This window comes from Streptomyces sp. NBC_00690, assembly GCF_036226685.1.
GTDB lineage: Bacteria > Actinomycetota > Actinomycetes > Streptomycetales > Streptomycetaceae > Streptomyces.
Window position 1 is genome coordinate 2,230,512 of record NZ_CP109009.1, and the last position, 19,001, is coordinate 2,249,512.

Annotated in this window: 19 protein-coding genes; 6 read left to right on the forward strand and 13 right to left on the reverse strand. The window is 68.4% G+C overall.

Annotated features, from left to right (window positions below; genetic code table 11):
- Positions 1 to 10 precede the first annotated feature (10 nt).
- The 11 genes from dapD to OID54_RS09935 form a co-directional block, all read right to left on the reverse strand.
- Positions 11 to 1,000 carry a 2,3,4,5-tetrahydropyridine-2,6-dicarboxylate N-succinyltransferase gene (gene dapD / locus OID54_RS09885; protein ID WP_329016981.1) on the reverse strand — a complete coding sequence of 330 codons (990 nt, stop codon included), beginning with the start codon at positions 998 to 1,000 and terminating at the stop codon, positions 11 to 13.
- Between the two features lie 167 nt (positions 1,001 to 1,167).
- A complete protein-coding gene (locus OID54_RS09890; protein ID WP_329016983.1) occupies positions 1,168 to 1,701 on the reverse strand; it encodes a TetR/AcrR family transcriptional regulator in 534 nt (177 codons plus the stop codon).
- Complete coding sequence (locus OID54_RS09895; RefSeq protein ID WP_329016986.1) at positions 1,701 to 2,021, reverse strand: DMT family transporter; 321 nt, start codon at positions 2,019 to 2,021, stop codon at positions 1,701 to 1,703. Before OID54_RS09895 ends, OID54_RS09890 begins: the two co-directional genes overlap by 1 nt.
- Positions 2,022 to 2,515: 494 nt before the next feature.
- Positions 2,516 to 2,854, reverse strand: a complete 339-nt coding sequence (locus OID54_RS09900) for a metal-sulfur cluster assembly factor (RefSeq protein ID WP_329016989.1) — start codon at positions 2,852 to 2,854, stop codon at positions 2,516 to 2,518.
- Entirely contained in the window at positions 2,851 to 3,315 is a 465-nt protein-coding gene (sufU, locus tag OID54_RS09905; protein ID WP_329016991.1) for a Fe-S cluster assembly sulfur transfer protein SufU, read from the reverse strand. The genes OID54_RS09900 and sufU overlap by 4 nt, the downstream gene beginning before the upstream one ends.
- 13 nt (positions 3,316 to 3,328) lie before the next feature.
- Entirely contained in the window at positions 3,329 to 4,597 is a 1,269-nt protein-coding gene (locus OID54_RS09910; RefSeq protein ID WP_329016993.1) for a cysteine desulfurase, read from the reverse strand.
- An 88-nt stretch (positions 4,598 to 4,685) separates the two neighbouring features.
- Positions 4,686 to 5,450 carry a Fe-S cluster assembly ATPase SufC gene (gene sufC / locus OID54_RS09915; protein ID WP_329016995.1) on the reverse strand — a complete coding sequence of 255 codons (765 nt, stop codon included), beginning with the start codon at positions 5,448 to 5,450 and terminating at the stop codon, positions 4,686 to 4,688.
- A gap of 7 nt (positions 5,451 to 5,457) precedes the next feature.
- Positions 5,458 to 5,775 (reverse strand): non-heme iron oxygenase ferredoxin subunit, encoded by a 318-nt coding sequence (locus OID54_RS09920; RefSeq protein WP_329016998.1) that lies wholly within the window; start codon positions 5,773 to 5,775, stop codon positions 5,458 to 5,460.
- Entirely contained in the window at positions 5,772 to 6,956 is a 1,185-nt protein-coding gene (sufD, locus tag OID54_RS09925; RefSeq protein ID WP_329017003.1) for a Fe-S cluster assembly protein SufD, read from the reverse strand. Before sufD ends, OID54_RS09920 begins: the two co-directional genes overlap by 4 nt.
- Before the next feature lie 98 nt (positions 6,957 to 7,054).
- Complete coding sequence (sufB, locus tag OID54_RS09930; protein WP_329017006.1) at positions 7,055 to 8,476, reverse strand: Fe-S cluster assembly protein SufB; 1,422 nt, start codon at positions 8,474 to 8,476, stop codon at positions 7,055 to 7,057.
- Positions 8,473 to 9,255 carry a helix-turn-helix transcriptional regulator gene (locus tag OID54_RS09935; RefSeq protein ID WP_329017009.1) on the reverse strand — a complete coding sequence of 261 codons (783 nt, stop codon included), beginning with the start codon at positions 9,253 to 9,255 and terminating at the stop codon, positions 8,473 to 8,475. Before OID54_RS09935 ends, sufB begins: the two co-directional genes overlap by 4 nt.
- 413 nt (positions 9,256 to 9,668) lie before the next feature.
- Between OID54_RS09935 and OID54_RS09940 the strand changes: the two genes are divergently transcribed.
- The 4 genes from OID54_RS09940 to OID54_RS09955 all read left to right on the forward strand — a co-directional run bounded on the left by OID54_RS09940 (position 9,669) and on the right by OID54_RS09955 (position 13,782).
- Positions 9,669 to 10,595 (forward strand): ABC transporter ATP-binding protein, encoded by a 927-nt coding sequence (locus tag OID54_RS09940; protein ID WP_329017012.1) that lies wholly within the window; start codon positions 9,669 to 9,671, stop codon positions 10,593 to 10,595.
- Between the two features lie 58 nt (positions 10,596 to 10,653).
- Positions 10,654 to 11,421, forward strand: coding sequence for an ABC transporter permease (locus OID54_RS09945; protein WP_329017015.1), 768 nt, complete (start codon positions 10,654 to 10,656; stop codon positions 11,419 to 11,421).
- 168 nt (positions 11,422 to 11,589) lie between these two features.
- On the forward strand, positions 11,590 to 12,729 hold the full coding sequence (locus OID54_RS09950; protein WP_329017018.1) for a hypothetical protein: 1,140 nt from the start codon (positions 11,590 to 11,592) through the stop codon (positions 12,727 to 12,729).
- A 60-nt stretch (positions 12,730 to 12,789) separates the two neighbouring features.
- Positions 12,790 to 13,782, forward strand: coding sequence for a COX15/CtaA family protein (locus OID54_RS09955; RefSeq protein ID WP_329017022.1), 993 nt, complete (start codon positions 12,790 to 12,792; stop codon positions 13,780 to 13,782).
- Positions 13,783 to 14,000: 218 nt separating this feature from the next.
- On the opposite strand, the gene OID54_RS09960 is transcribed toward OID54_RS09955, so the two are convergent.
- Together OID54_RS09960 and OID54_RS09965 are read right to left on the reverse strand one after the other, a co-directional pair.
- Positions 14,001 to 14,333: a hypothetical protein gene (locus tag OID54_RS09960; RefSeq protein ID WP_329017024.1), complete on the reverse strand. Its 333-nt coding sequence runs from the start codon at positions 14,331 to 14,333 to the stop codon at positions 14,001 to 14,003.
- Positions 14,334 to 14,511: 178 nt separating this feature from the next.
- On the reverse strand, positions 14,512 to 15,453 hold the full coding sequence (locus tag OID54_RS09965) for a heme o synthase (RefSeq protein WP_329017028.1): 942 nt from the start codon (positions 15,451 to 15,453) through the stop codon (positions 14,512 to 14,514).
- Positions 15,454 to 15,750: 297 nt separating this feature from the next.
- Here OID54_RS09965 and tkt point away from each other — a divergent pair, with 297 nt between their 5' ends.
- Together tkt and tal are read left to right on the forward strand one after the other, a co-directional pair.
- Positions 15,751 to 17,838 (forward strand): transketolase, encoded by a 2,088-nt coding sequence (tkt, locus tag OID54_RS09970; RefSeq protein ID WP_329017031.1) that lies wholly within the window; start codon positions 15,751 to 15,753, stop codon positions 17,836 to 17,838.
- Between the two features lie 42 nt (positions 17,839 to 17,880).
- Positions 17,881 to 18,999: a transaldolase gene (gene tal / locus OID54_RS09975; RefSeq protein WP_329017034.1), complete on the forward strand. Its 1,119-nt coding sequence runs from the start codon at positions 17,881 to 17,883 to the stop codon at positions 18,997 to 18,999.
- Positions 19,000 to 19,001: the final 2 nt, after the last annotated feature.

A 19,001-nucleotide genomic window follows, 5' to 3' on the forward strand; every position in this document is an offset into this window, starting at 1 on the left:
TCCGAACCGCCTAGTTGTGGCTGTGCAGGACGTCGTTGAGGCCGCCCCACACCGCGTTGTTGGGCCGGGCTTCCACCGTGCCGGTCACCGAGTTGCGGCGGAAGAGGATGTTGCTGGCTCCGGAGAGTTCCCGGGCCTTGACGATCTCTCCGTCGGGCATGGTGATGCGGGTGCCTGCGGTGACGTACAGGCCCGCCTCGACCACGCACTCGTCGCCGAGTGCGATCCCCACACCTGCTTCGGCACCGACTAGGCAGCGCTCGCCGATGGAGATGATGACGTTGCCGCCGCCGGAGAGGGTGCCCATGGTGGACGCGCCGCCGCCGATGTCGGAACCGTCACCGACGACGACGCCGGCGGAGATGCGGCCCTCGACCATGGACGTTCCGAGCGTGCCGGCGTTGAAGTTCACGAAGCCCTCGTGCATCACGGTGGTGCCCTCGGCGAGGTGGGCACCGAGCCGCACCCGGTCGGCGTCGGCGATGCGCACGCCCTTGGGCGCGACGTAGTCCGTCATGCGCGGGAACTTGTCGATGCTGGTCACCTGGAGGTGCAGCCCCTCGGCGCGGGCATTGAGCCGTACCGTCTCGACGTCGTCGACGGCGACCGGCCCCAGCGAGGTCCAGGCCACGTTGGAGAGCAGCCCGAACACACCTTCAAGGCTCTGGCCGTGCGGCTTGACGAGCCGGTGGGAGAGCAGGTGCAGCCGCAGATAGGCGTCGTGGGCGTCGAGTGGCTTCTCGTCGAGCGAGGAGATGACCGTACGGACGGCGATGACCTCCACTCCCCTGCGGGTGTCCGGCCCCAACGCCTTGGCGGCCCCTGCGCCGAGTTGTTCGACGGCCTGTTCGGCGGTGAGCCGCTCGGTTCCCGCGGGGCCGGGCTCGGCCGCGAGGGCGGGGGCGGGGAACCAGGTGTCGAGGACGGTTCCGTCAGCAGCGAGGGTGGCGAGCCCGGCGGCTGCGGCGCCGGTGGTGCGCGAGGCGGTGGTATCGGTCATGGGGAGAACCTAACGCGCACCGCGCCCGGTGGGCGAACCGGTCTCATGCGCCGCCCCGGGGGTCACTCGGGTGTGGACGGCGAGCGCGGCAACACCCGGCCGGACGGCATCACCACCGGGCCGCCGCGGCATCTCGTTCGCGGGACCGCGAAGGCTCCGCCCGCAGTTCAGGAACGCAGTACGCGCCCGAGCATCTCCCGTGCGTACGCCTCGTCGTACGGGACGTTCGACAGGAGGACCTGAAGGAAGATTCCGTCCAGCAGCGCGACCAGCGCCCGTGCGGTGCCCCGGTCGGTGCCCTGGCTGAGGTGGTCCACGACGCCGTGGGTCCACTCGGCCGCGACCGGGCGCAGCGCGGGGCGGCGCAGCGCCGCGAGATAGAGCTCGTACTCCAGTTCAACCCGGGCGCGGTCCGCGGCCAACCACTCCCCCATGGTTTTGGCCAGGATGCCCGGGAGAGCGGCGGCGGGGCGGGGGTCGATGGCGCGGAGGGCTGCAACGAAGGACTCATTGATCTGGCGCAGCGCGGCGATCAGCAGTTCATCGAGGGAGGCGAAGTGGTACGTCGTGGAGCCGAGCGGCACATCCGCCGCTGCGGCCACCGTGCGGTGGCTGAGGGCGGTGATACCGCCCTCGCCAACGATCCGGATCGCGGCGTCGATGATGCGTTGCCGTCGCTCCGGGTCATGGCGTCGGGCCATCAGTGGGCTCCGCCGAGGTTGAGCACCATGACGCCTGCGATCACCAGGCCAATGCCAGCGAACTTGGCCAGGCTGACGGTCTCCCCCAGGAAGATCATTCCGATGCCGGCGACGGCCGCCGTGCCCACGCCCGCCCAGATCGCGTACGCGGTGCCCACGGAGAGGGTCTTCAGGGTCTGGGCCAGGAGGGAGAAGGCGAGCAGATACCCGAGGACGGTCAGGATCGAGGGCCAGAGCCGGGTGAAGCCTTCGCTGTACTTCATGGCGGTGGTGCCGGCCACCTCGGCGACGATGGCCGCGGCCAGGAGTGCGTATCCCATGTGTACGAGCGTACACAAGGATGCGTACGCCCGTACACATCATGCTCCCTTCGCGCGGATCGCAACCGGGGACGGCGATCGGTCCGTCCGAGCCTTCAACGGCGAAGCGCACCGGAAACGGCTCCGCACTCCGAGTACAGGACACGGGAGACCCAGTGGCAGACGACACCCGCGCAGAGGGACACGGGTCCGCACCCCCGCCTCGGCCACCCCACCCGGGAGTGATCCCGTGGGCGCCCCTGAGCGTCGGCGATGTCCTCGGTGGAGCGCTCACCACGATGCACCGCACGGAGCAGCTGGGACCCGCCCTCGCGGCAGCGGCATGGGCAGGGACCGATGACACCGAACGCCTTTGGCCCTAGGAGCGCATACCGCGATCGCACATATGGGCCCGGAGCGTGCACACGACAACGGCCGCACCCACCGGTCACTCCGGTCGGTACGGCCGTTCCCGCTGCACGGGATGTACGGGTGAGGTACAGGTGGCGTACGGGTCAGACGTTGAAGCCCAGTGCGCGCAGCTGCTCGCGCCCATCGTCAGTGATCTTGTCCGGGCCCCACGGCGGCATCCACACCCAGTTGATCTTCAGCTCATTCACGATGCCGTCCGTCGCCGACTTCGCCTGGTCCTCGATCACATCGGTGAGCGGACAGGCCGCCGACGTCAGCGTCATGTCGAGCGTGGCGATATTGGCGTCGTCGATGTGAATGCCATAGATCAGCCCGAGGTTGACGACGTCGATGCCCAGTTCGGGGTCGACCACGTCGTACAGCGCCTCGCGGACTTCTTCCTCGGAGGCCGGCTTGAGCGCGGCTCCTGTGTTCTCGGTCATGCCGTCTTCCTCTCAGGGCCGTCGCCCAGCGCCTGCGCGGTCGCGTCCTTCCACGCCATCCAGCTCAATAGCGCGCACTTGACCCGCGCCGGGTACTTGGAGACACCGGCGAACGCGACCGCGTCCTCCAGTACCTCTTCCATCGCTTCGTCCGGCTCGATCTTGCCCTTGGACTGCATCAGCTCCAGGAACGTGGCCTGGATCTTCTGCGCCTCGGCCAGTTCCTTGCCGACCAGCAGCTCGTTGAGGACGGACGCGCTGGCCTGGCTGATGGAACAGCCCTGGCCCTCGTAGGACACGTCCGCGACCCGGGAGCCGTCGTACTTCACCCGCAGGGTGATCTCGTCGCCGCAGGTCGGATTGACGTGGTGCACCTCGGCATCGCCATCACGCAGACCGCGCCCGTGCGGGTGCTTGTAATGGTCCAGGATGACTTCCTGGTACATCGAATCAAGCTTCACAGCAACAACCGCCCTACCCGAAGAATTGTCGGACGTGCTCCAGCCCGTCGATCAGCGCATCGACCTCTCCGGGCGTGGAGTACAGATAGAACGACGCCCGGGTGGTCGCGGGAATTCCATAGCGCAGGCACACCGGCCGCGCGCAGTGGTGCCCGACCCGGACCGCGATGCCCTGCTCGTCGAGGACCTGGCCCACGTCATGGGGGTGGATGTCCCCCAGTGTGAAGGAGATCGCCGCACCCCGCTCCTCGGCCGTGTTCGGGCCGATGATGCGCAGGTCGGGGACCTCAAGCAGCCGCTTCACCGCATACTCGGTGATCGCGTGCTCATGGGCGGCGATCTTGTCCATGCCGATCGCATTGAGGTAGTCCACGGCCGCCCCAAGGCCGACGGCTTGGGCGATCGGGGGCGTACCCGCCTCGAACTTGTGGGGCGCCGGCGCGTAGGTCGAGGAGTGCATGGAGACGGTCTCGATCATCTCGCCGCCACCGAGGAACGGCGGCAGGTCCTCCAGCAGTTCCTGCCGTCCCCACAGCACACCGATGCCGGTGGGCGCGCACATCTTGTGGCCGGTGAAGGCCACGAAGTCGGCCTGGAGCGCCTGGACGTCGAGCGGCATATGGGGCGCCGCCTGCGAGGCGTCGATCAGGACCAGTGCGCCGACCTGCTGGGCGCGGCGCACGATGGCGTCGACCGGGTTGTGGGTGCCCAGGATGTTGGAGACCAGCACAAAGGAGACGATCTTCGTCTTCTCGGTGATGATCTCCTCGATGTTGGAGAGGTCGAGATGACCGTCGTCGGTGAGCCCGAACCACTTCAGCTTGGCGCCGGTGCGCTGCGCGAGCAGCTGCCACGGCACGATGTTGGAGTGGTGCTCCATCTCGGTGATGACGATCTCGGTGTCGCTGTCCACGCGGTAGGGCTCATCGGCCCAGCCGAGCATGTTGGCGACGAGGTTCAGCGACTCCGAGGCGTTCTTGGTGAAGATGACCTCGTCGCGGCTGGGCGCGTTGATGAACGACGCCACCTTGTCACGGGCGCCCTCGTACAGTGCCGTGGCCTCTTCGGCGAGCACATGGACGCCGCGGTGCACATTGGCGTGGTGCTGCTCGTAGTAGTCGGTGATCGCATCGATCACCTGGCGCGGCTTCTGCGAGCTGGCGGCGCTGTCGAGGTAGACCAGCTTCTTGCCGTCGTGGATGACCCGATCCAGGATCGGGAAGTCCTTGCGGATCGATTCCGTGTCGAGGAGGCCGTCAAGCCCCTGCCGGACAGTGGTCACAGCCTTCCCCTTCCACTTTCATTGCCGCCCGCGAGGCGCACCCGCCCGCGGCAGATCAGCTGCGGGCCGGTGGCCTCGCGTGCGTCGCTCACTGGGATACGCCGTCCTTGGTGTAAGCCTCGTAGCCTTCGGCCTCCAGCTTGTCCGCCAGCTCGGGGCCGCCGGACTCGGCGATCCGACCGTTGGCGAACACGTGGACGTGGTCCGGCTTGATGTAGCGCAGGATGCGCGTGTAGTGGGTGATGAGCAGGGTGCCCACCTCGCCGGACTCGCGGACGCGGTTGACGCCCTCGGACACGACGCGCAGCGCGTCCACGTCGAGGCCGGAGTCCGTCTCGTCGAGGATGGCGATCTTCGGCTTGAGCAGCTCCAGCTGGAGGATCTCGTGGCGCTTCTTCTCACCGCCGGAGAAGCCCTCGTTGACGTTGCGCTCGGCGAAGGCGGGGTCCATGTGGAGGCGCTCCATGGTCTCCCGGACCTCCTTCACCCACGTACGCAGCTTGGGTGCTTCACCGCGCATCGCGGTGGCGGAGGTGCGCAGGAAGTTGGAGACCGAGACACCCGGGATCTCGACGGGGTACTGCATGGCGAGGAAGACGCCGGCACGCGCCCGCTCGTCCACGCTCATCTCCAGGACGTCTTCGCCGTCCAGGGTGACCGTGCCACTGGTGATCTGGTACTTGGGGTGGCCGGCGAGCGAGTAGGCGAGGGTGGACTTGCCGGAGCCGTTGGGGCCCATGATGGCGTGGGTCTCGCCCTGCTTCACGGTCAGGTCGACGCCTTTGAGGATCTCCCGGGAGCCGTTGTCGGCCTCGACGGAGACGTGCAGGTCGCGGATTTCAAGCGTTGCCATGGGTGACTCAGGACTCCTGGGTGATGGAGACGAGCACATCGTCCCCTTGGATCTGTACGGGGTATACGGGGACGGGGCGCGTCGCGGGCAGTCCGGACGGGTTGCCGGTACGAAGGTCAAAGGCGGAACCGTGCAGCCAACACTCGATCTGGCAGTCCTCCACCTCGCCCTCGGACAGCGAGACGTTCGCATGGGAGCAGATGTCGTTGATCGCGAAGACTTCGCCCTCGGTGCGAACGACAGAGATCGCGGTGCCATCGAGTTCCACCCGCTTGGGGGTGTCGTCCTCAAGCTCGCTCAGCCCACAGGCGCGGACGAAACTCATGCGACCGACGCCTCCAACTCCTGCTCAATCTTGGTGATCAGGCGCTCTTCGACATCCGGCAGACCAATCTGCTGGACCAGCTCGGCGAAGAAGCCACGGACCACCAGACGGCGGGCGTCCTGCTCGGGGATGCCACGGGCCATCAGATAGAAGAGCTGCTCGTCGTCAAACCGACCGGTGGCGCTGGCGTGGCCGGCACCGACGATCTCGCCGGTCTCGATCTCCAGGTTGGGCACGGAGTCGACGCGTGCACCATCGGTAAGGACGAGGTTGCGGTTCATCTCGTAGGTGTCGGTGCCCTCGGCCATCACCCGGATCAGGACATCGCCGATCCACACCGCATGGGCGTCCTGGCCCTGGAGCGCGCCCTTGTAGACCGCGTTGGACTTGTTGTGCGGGTTGTTGTGGTCGACGAGGAGGCGGTGCTCCTGGTGCTGGCCCTGGTCGGTGAAGTAGAGGCCGAACAGCTCGGCCTCCCCACCGGTGGACGCGTACGAGACGCGCGGGTGGAGGCGGACCAGGTCCCCGCCGAAGGTGACCACGACGGACTTGAACGAGGCGTCCCGGCCGATCAGCGCATTGTGCTGGGCCACGTGGACGGCCTTGTCGTCCCAGTCCTGTACGGAGACGACGGTGAGCTTGGCGCCGTCACCGATGAGGTAGTCGACGTTGGAGGCGAGAACCGCATCGCCCGTGTGGTCGATGACGACGACCGCCTCGGCGAACGCGCCGAGTTCGATCACCTGGTGGCCGAAGGCGGTGCCGCCCTCGCCGTGAACGGCGACGCGGATCGGCTCGGTGAGCACCTTCTCCTTGGGCACGGTGACGACCGACGCCTGCTCGAAGGAGGAGTACGCCTGCGCGGCGACCCGGTCCACCGGGATACCGGCCTTGCCGAGCCGCGCGTCGTCACGACCCACGGTCTCGACGATGACGCCGTCGGGCGCGTCGATGACGACCTTCACTCCGCCGCCGTTCGCAACGGCGGTGCCGTTGTGCAGCCCGCCGAGCCGGTCGAGGGGCGTGAAGCGCCACTCCTCCTCACGGCCGTGCGGGACCGGGAAGTCCGCCACGTCGTACGACGGGGGCGCACTCATACGGGTGGCGACGGTCGACTCGGCGGCCACCGCGATCGCGCCGGCGGTGGTGGACCCCGCCGGAATGTTCTGAGCCTCAGCCATGGCTGTCGTCGTGCTCTCTCTCTGCCTTCGGGTCAAGGATTCAGTCGCATGTGGGGCGGGCACGGATGCGCCCGCCCCGGCGGTGAGGGGGGTCGGGGTCAGCCGACCGATCCCTCCATCTGGAGCTCGATCAGCCGGTTGAGCTCCAACGCGTACTCCATCGGCAGTTCCTTGGCGATCGGCTCGACGAAGCCGCGCACGATCATCGCCATGGCCTCGAACTCGGTCATGCCGCGGCTCATCAGGTAGAAGAGCTGGTCCTCGGAGACCTTGGAGACGGTCGCCTCGTGTCCCATGGAGACGTCGTCCTCGCGGACGTCGACGTAGGGGTAGGTGTCCGAACGCGAGATGGTGTCGACCAGCAGGGCGTCACAGAGCACGTTGGACTTGGAGCCGGGTGCGCCCTCGCCGATCTCGATCAGACCACGGTAGGAGGTACGGCCGCCGCCTCGCGCCACCGACTTGGAGACGATGTTGGAGGAGGTGTTCGGGGCCATGTGGACCATCTTGGCGCCGGCGTCCTGGTGCTGCCCCTCGCCCGCGAAGGCGATGGACAGGGTCTCGCCCTTGGCGTGCTCGCCCATCAGGTAGACGGCCGGGTACTTCATGGTCACCTTCGAGCCGATGTTGCCGTCGACCCACTCCATGGTGGCGCCCTCGTACGCGACGGCGCGCTTGGTGACCAGGTTGTAGACGTTGTTCGACCAGTTCTGGATCGTCGTGTAGCGGCACCGGCCGCCCTTCTTGACGATGATCTCCACCACGGCGCTGTGCAGCGAGTCCGAGGAGTAGATGGGCGCGGTACAACCCTCGACGTAGTGGACGTAGGCGTCCTCGTCGACGATGATCAGCGTCCGCTCGAACTGGCCCATGTTCTCCGTGTTGATACGGAAGTACGCCTGGAGCGGGATGTCGACGTGGACACCCTTCGGCACGTAGATGAACGAGCCGCCGGACCACACCGCCGTGTTCAGCGAGGCGAACTTGTTGTCGCCGACCGGGATGATGGTGCCGAAGTACTCCTGGAAGAGCTCGGGGTGCTCCTTCAGCGCGGTGTCGGTGTCGAGGAAGATGACGCCCTGCTCCTCCAGGTCCTCACGGATCTGGTGGTAGACGACCTCGGACTCGTACTGCGCGGCGACACCGGCGACCAGGCGCTGCTTCTCCGCCTCCGGGATGCCCAGCCGGTCGTACGTGTTCTTGATGTCCTCGGGCAGGTCCTCCCAGGAGGCCGCCTGCTTCTCCGTGGAGCGCACGAAGTACTTGATGTTGTCGAAGTCGATGCCCGACAGATCCGAGCCCCAGTTCGGCATGGGCTTCTTGTCGAACAGCCGCAGCCCCTTCAGGCGCAGCTTCAGCATCCACTCCGGCTCGTTCTTCTTCGCCGAAATGTCGCGGACGACGGCCTCGGAGAGGCCACGCTTGGCCGTCGCGCCTGCCGCGTCGGAGTCGGCCCAGCCGAACTCGTACGTACCCAGCCCTTCCAGTTCGGGGTGGGCAGTCTCCGTGGGGAGAGTCATGCGGGGTTCCTCCCGGCCGTGCTTCCAGATGCTGACGGTGTGGTGGTCTGTGAGCTCCCGTGACCGGCCGGATAGGGCCGATTGCGCGGGATGAACGTCGTACAGACACCGTCGCCGTGGGCGATGGTGGCCAGACGCTGTACATGGGTGCCGAGCAGACGGGAGAAGAACTCCGTCTCTGCCTCACACAGCTGTGGGTAGCGCTCGGCTACATGAGCGACCGGGCAGTGGTGCTGGCAGAGCTGTTCGCCCTGCTGGGGGCCCGGCGCGCTGCGCGCCGTAGCAGCGTACCCGTCGACGCTGAGGGCCTTCGCAAGCGCTTCGGTGCGCCCCTCGGGGGGCGCGGCCTCGACGGCCTTGCGATAGGGCTCGGCCTGGCCCTCGATCCGATCGCGTGCGAATGCCGCGACGGCCGCTTCTCCTGCCGCTCCGCCGCCCGCGGCCTTCTCGATCCAGCGGAGGGCGTCCACGGCCAGCAAGTCGTACGACTGGTCGAAGGCGTCCCGACCGCAGGCGGTCAGGGCGAACACTTTGGCGGGCCTGCCCCGGGTGCGGGCGCCGTAGATCCGCTGTTCGCGGGGTTCGACGACGTTCTCCGCGACGAGGGTGTCGAGGTGTCGGCGGACGGCTGCCTGGGTGAGTCCCAGACGGCCGGCCAGGTCGGCGACGGTGGACGGGCCGTGGTCCAGGACGGACCGCGCGACCCGGTTGCGCGTCGGATGATCCCCACGCGTTCCGGTCGCAAGTTCCTCCCTGAGGGACTCGCCAACGTTTTTCACAACACCATTGTTGCGTAATTCCGCTGGACGTGACAACCGCCGTCCGGGCGCAGGGGCGGTGCGCTTCATCACTTAGGGTTACCTAATTAGCCCACTCGCCAACGGTTGATCAAACCTACTCTGGCCAGGCATTTTACCGGATATTCAGCCCCTGAATCGGGACGCTCGGTGACCTTGATCGTATCCAAGGGGAATTTTTCGAAAGAGGGCCGAAAGCGCAGGTCCAGCCTTCGCCGCTGCCGATTCCTCGGGAAGATCCGCCATCGGGGCGGAGGAATCCGCTCCGCGGCCGTGGACCCGGCAGAAGGGCGAGGGAACTCCAGAAGTTCATTTCGGCTGGTATTCGCCCCTCGGCATTCGCTCTCCCCGGGGGCGCGCTCCGAGGAGAGTGAGCACCCGCCTAGACTCCGCATATGCGAAGCGAGCCGGTCGTCCAGATCCGGGGCCTGACCAAGCGGTACGGATCGAAGACTGCCGTCAGCGGCCTCGACCTCGACGTCTTCCCCGCTCTGGTGACCGCTGTCCTCGGCCCGAACGGGGCTGGCAAGACCACCACCATCGAAATCTGCGAGGGCTACCGCCGTGCCGACTCCGGCACCGTGCGGGTCCTCGGCCTCGACCCGATCGCCGACGCCGCACGACTGCGCGCCAGGATCGGCGTGATGCTCCAGTCCGGCGGGGTGTACTCCGGTGCCCGCGCCGACGAGATGCTGCGCCACATGGCGAAGCTCCACGCCCATCCGCTGGACGTGGACGCCCTGATCGAGCGGCTGGGCCTCGGTAGCTGCGGTCGGACCACCTATCGCCGACTCTCCGGTGGCCAACAGCAGCGGCTCGCGCTCGCCATGGCCGTCGTCGGCCGTCCCGAACTGGTCTTCCTGGACGAACCCACCGCCGGCCTCGACCCCCAGGCCCGCCGCTCCACCTGGGACCTGGTGCGGGAACTGCGCAGCGACGGCGTCTCCACCATCCTCACCACCCACTTCATGGACGAGGCGGAACAACTGGCGGACGATGTCGCGATCATCGACGCCGGCCAAGTGATCGCCCAGGGCAGCCCTGAGCAACTCTGCCGGGGCGGCGCCGAGAACACCCTGCGCTTCACCGGCAGGCCAGGACTCGACGTCGGCTCCCTGCTCAAGGCCCTGCCCGACGGCACCGAAGCGATCGAACTGACCCCGGGCGCCTACCGGATATCGGGCGAGGTGGGACCCCAACTGCTGGCCACCGTCACCTCGTGGTGCGCACAGCACGGGGTCATGCCGGATGGCATCTCCGTGGAGCGGCACACCCTGGAGGACGTCTTCCTGGAGCTGACGGGCAAGGAGCTACGGGCATGACCCGGAACACCATCGCGGGCGGCCGACGGCCGTCCGCCCTCCGTGAGGGGTTGCGCCCATGAGCGCCGGAACCTACGCACCGCGGCCCGGTGCCGCCCCGCTCGGCCGCATGATCGCGGCGCAGACGGTGTTCGAGACGAAGATGCTGCTGCGCAACGGCGAGCAACTGCTGCTGACGGTCATCATCCCGTCCCTGCTGCTCGTGCTGTTCTCGACCGTGGACATCATCGACACGGGAAGTTCCGAAGCGGTCGACTTCCTGGCCCCCGGCGTGCTCGCCCTCGCGGTCATGTCCACCGCCTTCACCGGGCAGGCGATCGCCACCGGCTTCGAACGCCGGTACGGAGTCCTCAAGCGGCTCGGTGCCTCACCGCTCCCCCGCTGGGCCCTGATGTGCGCCAAGACGCTGTCGGTCCTGGTCACCGAACTCCTCCAGATCACCCTGCTGACGTCCATCGCCCTGGCGCTGGGCTGGTCTCCACGGGGCAACCCCATCTCCGTACTGCTGTTGCTGGCACTCGGCACCGCCGCGTTCAGCGGACTCGGGCTGCTGATGGCCGGAACCCTGAGGGCGGAAGCAACGCTGGCCGCGGCGAACCTGGTGTTCCTGCTGCTCCTGGTGGGCGGTGGCGTGATCGTGCCGCTGGACCGGTTCCCGGACGGTGTGGAGTCGGTGCTCTCCCTGCTGCCCATCTCCGCGCTCTCCGACGGGCTGCGCGACGTCCTACAACAGGGGGCCACGCTGCCCTGGGCGGACCTGGGAGTGCTGGCGCTCTGGGCGATTCTCGGCCTGGGCGCGGCGGCCCGCTACTTCCGCTGGGAGTAGCCGCAGGCCCCGCGGAGCGACGCTTCCGACGGTTTTGCGGGTGACGGTTCGATGGACGATGTTCCGACTTCCCTGTCCCGGTTGATGTCCGGCGTCTTCCGCTGGTACTGAACCCCGCGCCAGTATGTGCCTACCAAGATCAGTGCGATCTGCGCGTGGGAGGCATGAATGGAGCGGACCGCGGCACTGCGACTGGACGCGGAGTGGACACGGGTCAGATCGGGTCGGGCGGGTGTCGCATCGGCCGCACGCGAGCGGAAGCTGCGCGAGGTGATCGCCGCCCTCACCCCCCACGCGGACACGGACCCCCCGCTCGCGGCCCGACTCGGGCTCCGCTACACCGATCTGGCCCGCCACCACTTCGACGCGGGCCGACGGACAGCAGCCCTGAGTGCCGTACGGGAGGCACTGCGACGCTGCGCCGGCCCCGCCGAGCAGGACCCCGAACACGCCCGCTGGTACGCCCATGCCCTGATCAGCCACTCGCTCTACCTCGCCGAGCCACTCAGCGACGAGTTGGGGCTACCGCGCTACTCCTTCCGGCAGGGCGGCGACCGCCCGCCGGCAGCGGACCGGGCCGACGGCTGCGCCGCGCTCGCGTCCACGCGCCGTGCCATCGAGGTCTGGGAACGGCTCGATTCCCGCGATCCGCGCAACCGTCAGGGGCTGGCCCAGTCCCACGCCTTCCTCGGCGATCGGCTGGAGGAACTCGGCGACCCGGTGGAGGCGGCGGCGTGGGCGGTTCGGTCCCAGCGTGAGTTCCACGCCCTGCCACCGGACGTCGGGACGCCGACGACCGTGCGGGCCGCCGCGCTGGAACACCTGGGTGATCAGTTGGAACGCAGACTGCGGCGCTGCCCCTTCCATGGCGGGCTCACGCGGCTGCACACCGATGGCCTGCTTCCCGAACCGCTGCTTCCGCTCGCCGTGGTCGCCGCGCGTGTCGAAGGCGTCGAACCCGAGGTGATCGCGGCCGGGCTGGGCCTGGCGCTGTCCGAGGTCCAGCGGATGCTGCGGGCACGCTCATGGCGTGCGGTCTGGCGCTTCGACACCCGGGAGGAGGACGGTGCCCCCTGGACGGCGTTGGCGCACCCGTGGCGCGGTACGAACGCGGTGACCGACCTCAGTGCGGCAGCCGTGGCCGCAGATCTGGTGGACGCCTTCTTGAACGGACCCGTCCGGCCACCGGGAGCCGCACAGTGGCGGATCGCCGTGTGGTGGGAGGAGGAAGGCCATCTGGACGGCTCCCGCTTCTGTGTCACCCACACGGCGAGCACGAGCACGGCGACCCCCGATGGGGTGCGCTGAGAGCCGTAGATCTGCGCTGCTCAGAACGGCACGCCGGCCGATCCCACCCCTCGTGAAAACATGCACAAGGCACCCGCCTACGATGGTCCCGTGCAGACCCCCCTCGCTCTCATCGCCCAACGCTGGACCGCGTCTCCCCGTATCGTCCGGCGTGCCGCCCTGTCCGCCGTCGTGATGACCGTACTGATCATCGTCACCGGCGGAGCGGTCCGGCTCACCGGTTCAGGTCTCGGCTGCGACACCTGGCCCAAGTGCACGGACGACAGTCTCTTCGCCACTCCCGAGCAGGGTCTGCACGGTGCGATCGAGTTCGGCAACCGGATGCTGACCTATGTGCTGTCGGCCGCTGTGGGGTGGGCCATCATCGCCGCCCGTTCGGCAAAGCCGCGGCGGTACTCCCTGACCCGGCTGGGTTGGGCGCAGTTCTGGATCGTGCTCAGCAATGCCGTCCTCGGCGGTATCACCGTCTGGGCGGGCCTCAACCCCTGGACCGTCGCCGGTCACTTCCTCGCCGCGAACGCGCTGCTCACGGTGGCCGTCATCACCTGGCACCGGGCGGGTGAGACGGATGCGGCACCTCGTCCACGGGTGCCTCGCCCGGTCCGCCAACTGTCCTGGGCGATCGTCCTCACTTCAGTGGTGCTAATCGTTCTGGGTACCAGTGTGACCGGCTCGGGCAAGCACGCAGGCGACAGCAGCGATGTGCCGCGGATGCCATGGGACTGGGCCAACGCCGCGCACGTCCATGCCGCTTCCGCCTGGGTGGTCTGCGCACTGGCCCTCGCGATGTGGTTCGTGCTGCGGGTGGTGGACGCGCCGCTCGACATCCGGGCCCGCTCCCGAGATCTGCTGGTCATCCTGTTGCTCCAGGGCGGCGTCGGCTATCTCCAGTACTTCACCGGCGTACCCGAGATCCTGGTGGGCGCCCATATGTTCGGCTCGGCCCTGATGTGGATCGCCGTGCTGCGGTTGGCACTGAGCCTGCGGGAACGCTCGCAGGCACCTGCCTCCGTACCCGCGCAGAGCGGTGACCCCGCGCTCTCCTCGCTCTGACGGCTCGGGCGGGGCATCACGGGCGGCCGGGTACAAGGCGGCCCTGAGGTCAGCGCCGCGATCCATGCCCCCGTGGTGAACAGCAGTTCGCTCCCACGCCGACCGCCCCGCGGGCGCTGCGGGCGCGAGCAGTGGTGCTCCAACAACGGTGCTCGACCAGTGGTGACGACGGTCTCCGGTGATCCGGAGGCCGTCTCTCCGGTGTCGTCGCGCGGCCGTCAGTCCTGAGCGGGGCCGCCGACCTGGATGCCCGCCATCCGGGCCCATTCGTAGCGCCCCGTGCGGACCTTGGCCGCGAAGTCACCGTCGAAGGACTCGTGGAGCGTGAGGCCGGCCTTGCCGGCGGCGGCCACGGCGATCGCATGGGTGGGAGCGACGAGATCGCCCCAGCGCCCGTCCTCCCCGACGAGGACGATCCGGGTACCGGCCTGTCCCAGGTAGGCGAGTTGCCCTTCGGCGCCCCCGTGGACGCGGGAGAAGGAGCCGATCTCCCGGGCGAGCTTGGCCGCCTTGCGCTCCGCGCGGCGCTCCGACTGCGTGATGTCTGCCATGATCGCGATGCTACTCACGGGTACGCCCGCTGGCGACGGCGGGTGCGCGTGGTGTGTGCCACGCGGAGCGGTTCGCCCTTCGTACGGGACGCGTGCGCCGCGGCAGTGGCCGCCCGCGAAACGAGCCCCGAAACGCACGAAGCCCCGCACCAAAAGGCGCGGGGCCGGCAGGGGGGCGTCAGCTGACGAAGGGGTCCACGGCGACCGCGACGAACAGCAGCGACACATAGGTGATCGACCAGTGGAAGAGGCGCATCTCCTTGAGCTTGCCGCCCGTCGCACCCGACTTGGCGCGGGTCTGGAGGGCGTGGGCCTCCCACAGCCACCAACCACCGGTGGCCAGCGCCACCGAGGTGTAGAACCAGCCGGTGTAGCCGAGCGGGGTCAGCAGCAGTGAGACCGCGACCATCACCCAGCTGTAGAGGACGATCTGGCGGGCCACCACCTGGTTGGAGGCGACCACGGGCAGCATCGGCACCCCGACGCGTGCGTAGTCCTCCCGCACCTTCATCGACAGCGGCCAGTAGTGCGGCGGCGTCCAGAAGAAGATGACCAGGAAGAGGATGACCGCAGCCCAGGACATCGAGTTGGTGACCGCTGACCAGCCGATCAGGACCGGCATACAGCCCGCGATGCCGCCCCAGACGATGTTCTGCGAGGTGCGCCGCTTCAAGATCATCGTGTAGACGATGACGTAGAAGAGGAGGGCACCGAGCGAGAGCCAGGCGGACAGCCAGTTGACCAGGAGCCCGAACCAGAGCGTGGAGATGACCGCGAGCGCAAGGCCGAAGACCAGGCCCTCACGCGGCGACACCATGCCGGTGACGAGGGGCCGCTGCGAGGTGCGGTCCATGAGGGCATCGATATCGCGATCGATGTACATGTTCAGCGCGTTGGCGCCGCCCGCGGAGAGATAGCCACCGAAGCAGGTGGCGAGCACCAGCCAAAGATCAGGCACACCTTGCGCCGCGAGGAACATCACGGGCACGGTGGTAATGAGCAGCAGCTCGATGATCCGTGGCTTGGTGAGGGCCACGAATGCTTTGACCCTGGCCCCGAACGGCCGGGCGCCGGGGCTAGTCCCAAGCACCCCCGCTGGACGGGATTCGACGGCCGTCACGCACACCCCTGACAGAGACTCCCAGCAAGCCCCGGGCCACAGGAAAGGGTCCGGTCATGGCTTGCGCGTACGACGTCACTTTAGAGGCTGCCCGTGCGCCGCTCCGCACGGGGGTGCGCTCGTGTTGAACGCCCGGCCCTGCCTGCGGCAACGCTCCCACGGGTGGGCCGGCAGCTTCACCGACGGGCCGTCGGCCGTGTCGCGGGTAGGCTCGATGGCGCCCGGTGCTTTCGCGTCACCGGGGGACGGCACGTGGAAGCACGTGCGCAGACATGTGGAGAGGAGCCCTGACCCAGGGTGAGCACCAAGCCGACCACCACAGACCTTGAGTGGACCGATCTGGACCAGCGGGCCGTTGATACCGCCCGCGTCCTGGCCATGGATTCCGTACAGAAGGTCGGCAACGGCCACCCCGGTACGGCCATGAGCCTCGCGCCCGCCGCCTATGTGCTCTTCCAGAAGGTGATGCGCCACGACCCCGCGGACGCGGACTGGACCGGTCGGGACCGGTTCGTACTCTCCGCAGGGCACTCGTCGCTGACCCTCTACACCCAGCTGTACCTGGCCGGTTTCGGCCTGGAGTTGGATGATCTGAAGGCGTTCCGGACCTGGGGCTCCAAGACCCCCGGCCACCCGGAATACGGCCACACCACCGGTGTCGAGACGACCACGGGTCCCCTCGGCCAGGGTGTCGCCAACGCCGTGGGCATGGCGATGGCCGCCCGCTACGAGCGCGGTCTGTTCGACCCGGACGCGGCGCCCGGCACCTCGCCGTTCGACCACACCGTCTTCGCCATCGCCGGTGACGGCTGCCTCCAGGAGGGCATCGCCGCCGAGGCGTCCTCGCTCGCCGGCCACCAGAAGCTGGGCAATCTGGTCCTCCTGTGGGACGACAACCACATCTCGATCGAGGGCGACACGGAGACCGCGGTCTCCGAGGACACCCTCAAGAGGTACGAGGCGTACGGCTGGCACGTCCAGCGCGTGGAGCAGCAGGAGAACGGCGACCTCGACCCTGCGGCCCTGTACCGGGCGTTCAAGGCGGCGCAGGCGGAGACCGAGCGGCCGTCCTTCATCGCGGCCCGTTCGATCATTGCCTGGCCCGCCCCGCACGCCCAGAACACCGAGGCTGCGCACGGTTCGGCACTCGGCGAGGAGGAGGTCGCGGCCACCAAGCGCGTCCTCGGCTTCGACCCCGAGCAGCACTTCGAGGTCACGGACGAGGTCATCGCGCACACCCGCGGGGCACTGGACCGGGGTCGTGAGGCGCGCGGCGAGTGGGAGAAGACCTTCGCCGCCTGGCGTACGGCCAACCCGGAGCGCGCGGCCGAGTTCGACCGCGTCCGCGCGGGCGAGCTGCCCTCGGGCTGGGAAGAGGCGATCCCGGACTTCGAGCCCGGCAAGAGCGTCGCGACCCGAGCGGCGTCCGGCAAGATCCTCCAGGCGCTCGGTGCGCTCCTGCCCGAGCTGTGGGGCGGCTCGGCCGACCTCGCGGGCTCCAACAACACCACGATCGACAAGACGTCGTCGTTCCTGCCCGCGGACAACCCGCTGCCGGAGGCCAACCCGTACGGCCGCACGGTCCACTACGGCATCCGCGAGCACTCGATGGCGGCCGTGATGAACGGCATCGCGCTGCACGGCAACACCCGTATCTACGGCGGCACCTTCCTGGTGTTCTCCGACTACATGCGCAACGCGGTGCGGCTGTCGGCGCTGATGCACCTGCCGGTCACGTACGTGTGGACGCATGACTCGATCGGTCTGGGCGAGGACGGCCCGACCCACCAGCCGGTGGAGCACCTGGCGTCGCTGCGGGCCATCCCGGGGCTGAACATCGTCCGCCCGGCCGACGCCAATGAGACGGCGATCGCCTGGCGCGAGATCCTGAAGCGGTACACGAAGAAGTTCGGCGTGGGTGCGCCGCACGGTCTGGCGCTCACCCGCCAGGGCGTGCCGACGTACGAGCGCAACGAGGACGCTGCGCGCGGCGGCTATGTGCTGTTCGAGGCCGAGGGCGGCGACGCCCAGGTGGTGCTCATCGGCACGGGCTCCGAAGTGCAGCTGGCGGTCGAGGCGCGGGATCAGCTCCAGGCGGCCGGTGTGCCGACCCGGGTGGTCTCGATGCCGTCGGTCGAGTGGTTCGAGGAGCAGGACCAGGAGTACCGGGACGCGGTGCTGCCGCCCGCCGTCAGGGCGCGGGTGGCGGTGGAGGCCGGCATCGGGCTCACCTGGCACCGCTTCGTGGGCGATGCAGGACGGATCGTCTCGCTGGAGCACTTCGGTGCCTCGGCGGACGGGAAGGTCCTGTTCCGCGAGTTCGGATTCACCGCGGACGCGGTTGCCGCCGCCGCGCGGGAATCTCTCGCCGCCGCAGCACGCTGACGCCGTTAAACGACTGAGTATCAAGCAGGAGATGCAACCCTCATGACAGACGCACTCAAGCGCCTGACCGACGAAGGCGTCGCGATCTGGCTCGACGACCTGTCGCGCAAGCGGATCACCTCGGGGAACCTCGCCGAGCTGATCGACCAGCAGCACGTGGTCGGCGTGACCACCAACCCGTCGATCTTCCAGAAGGCGATCAGCAGCGGTGACGGCTACGAGCGGCAGCTCACGGAGCTGGCCGCGCGCAAGGTCACCGTCGAGGAAGCCATCCGCATGATCACGACGGCGGACGTGCGGGACGCCGCCGACATCCTGCGGCCGGTGTTCGACGCCACCGGCGGTCAGGACGGCCGGGTCTCCATCGAGGTCGACCCCCGACTGGCCCACAACACCCTGTCGACGGTCGCCGAGGCCAAGCAGCTGGCCTGGCTGGTGGACCGCCCCAACACCCTGATCAAGATCCCGGCGACCAAGGCCGGTCTGCCCGCGATCACCGAGACCATCGGGAACGGCATCAGCGTCAACGTCACGCTGATCTTCTCGCTGGAGCGGTACCGCGAGGTGATGGACGCCTATCTGGCGGGCCTGGAGAAGGCCAAGGAGCGCGGACTGGATCTCTCGAAGATCCATTCGGTGGCCTCCTTCTTCGTCTCCCGCGTGGACACCGAGATCGACAAGCAGCTCGACGCGCTGGGGACCGCCGAGGCCAAGGACGCCCGCGGCAAGGCGGCACTCGCCAATGCCCGCCTGGCCTACGAGGCGTACGAGGAGGTGTTCGGCTCGGACCGCTGGTCGGTGCTGGACCGTGCCCGCGCCAACAAGCAGCGTCCGCTGTGGGCGTCGACGGGTGTCAAGGACCCGGCGTACAAGGACACGCTGTACGTGGACGAGCTGGTCGCGCCGGGCACGGTGAACACCATGCCCGAGAGCACCTTGGACGCCACCGCGGACCACGGCCAGATCACCGGTGACACGGTGCGCGGCACGTACGACGAGTCCCGTGCCGCACTGGCTGCGGTCGCGGAACTGGGCATCTCGTACGACGATGTCGTCAAGCTGCTGGAAGACGAAGGCGTCGAGAAGTTCGAGGCCGCCTGGAACGATCTGCTCAAGTCGACCGAGGCAGAGCTCAAGCGCCTCGCCCCCTCGGAGGGCTGACG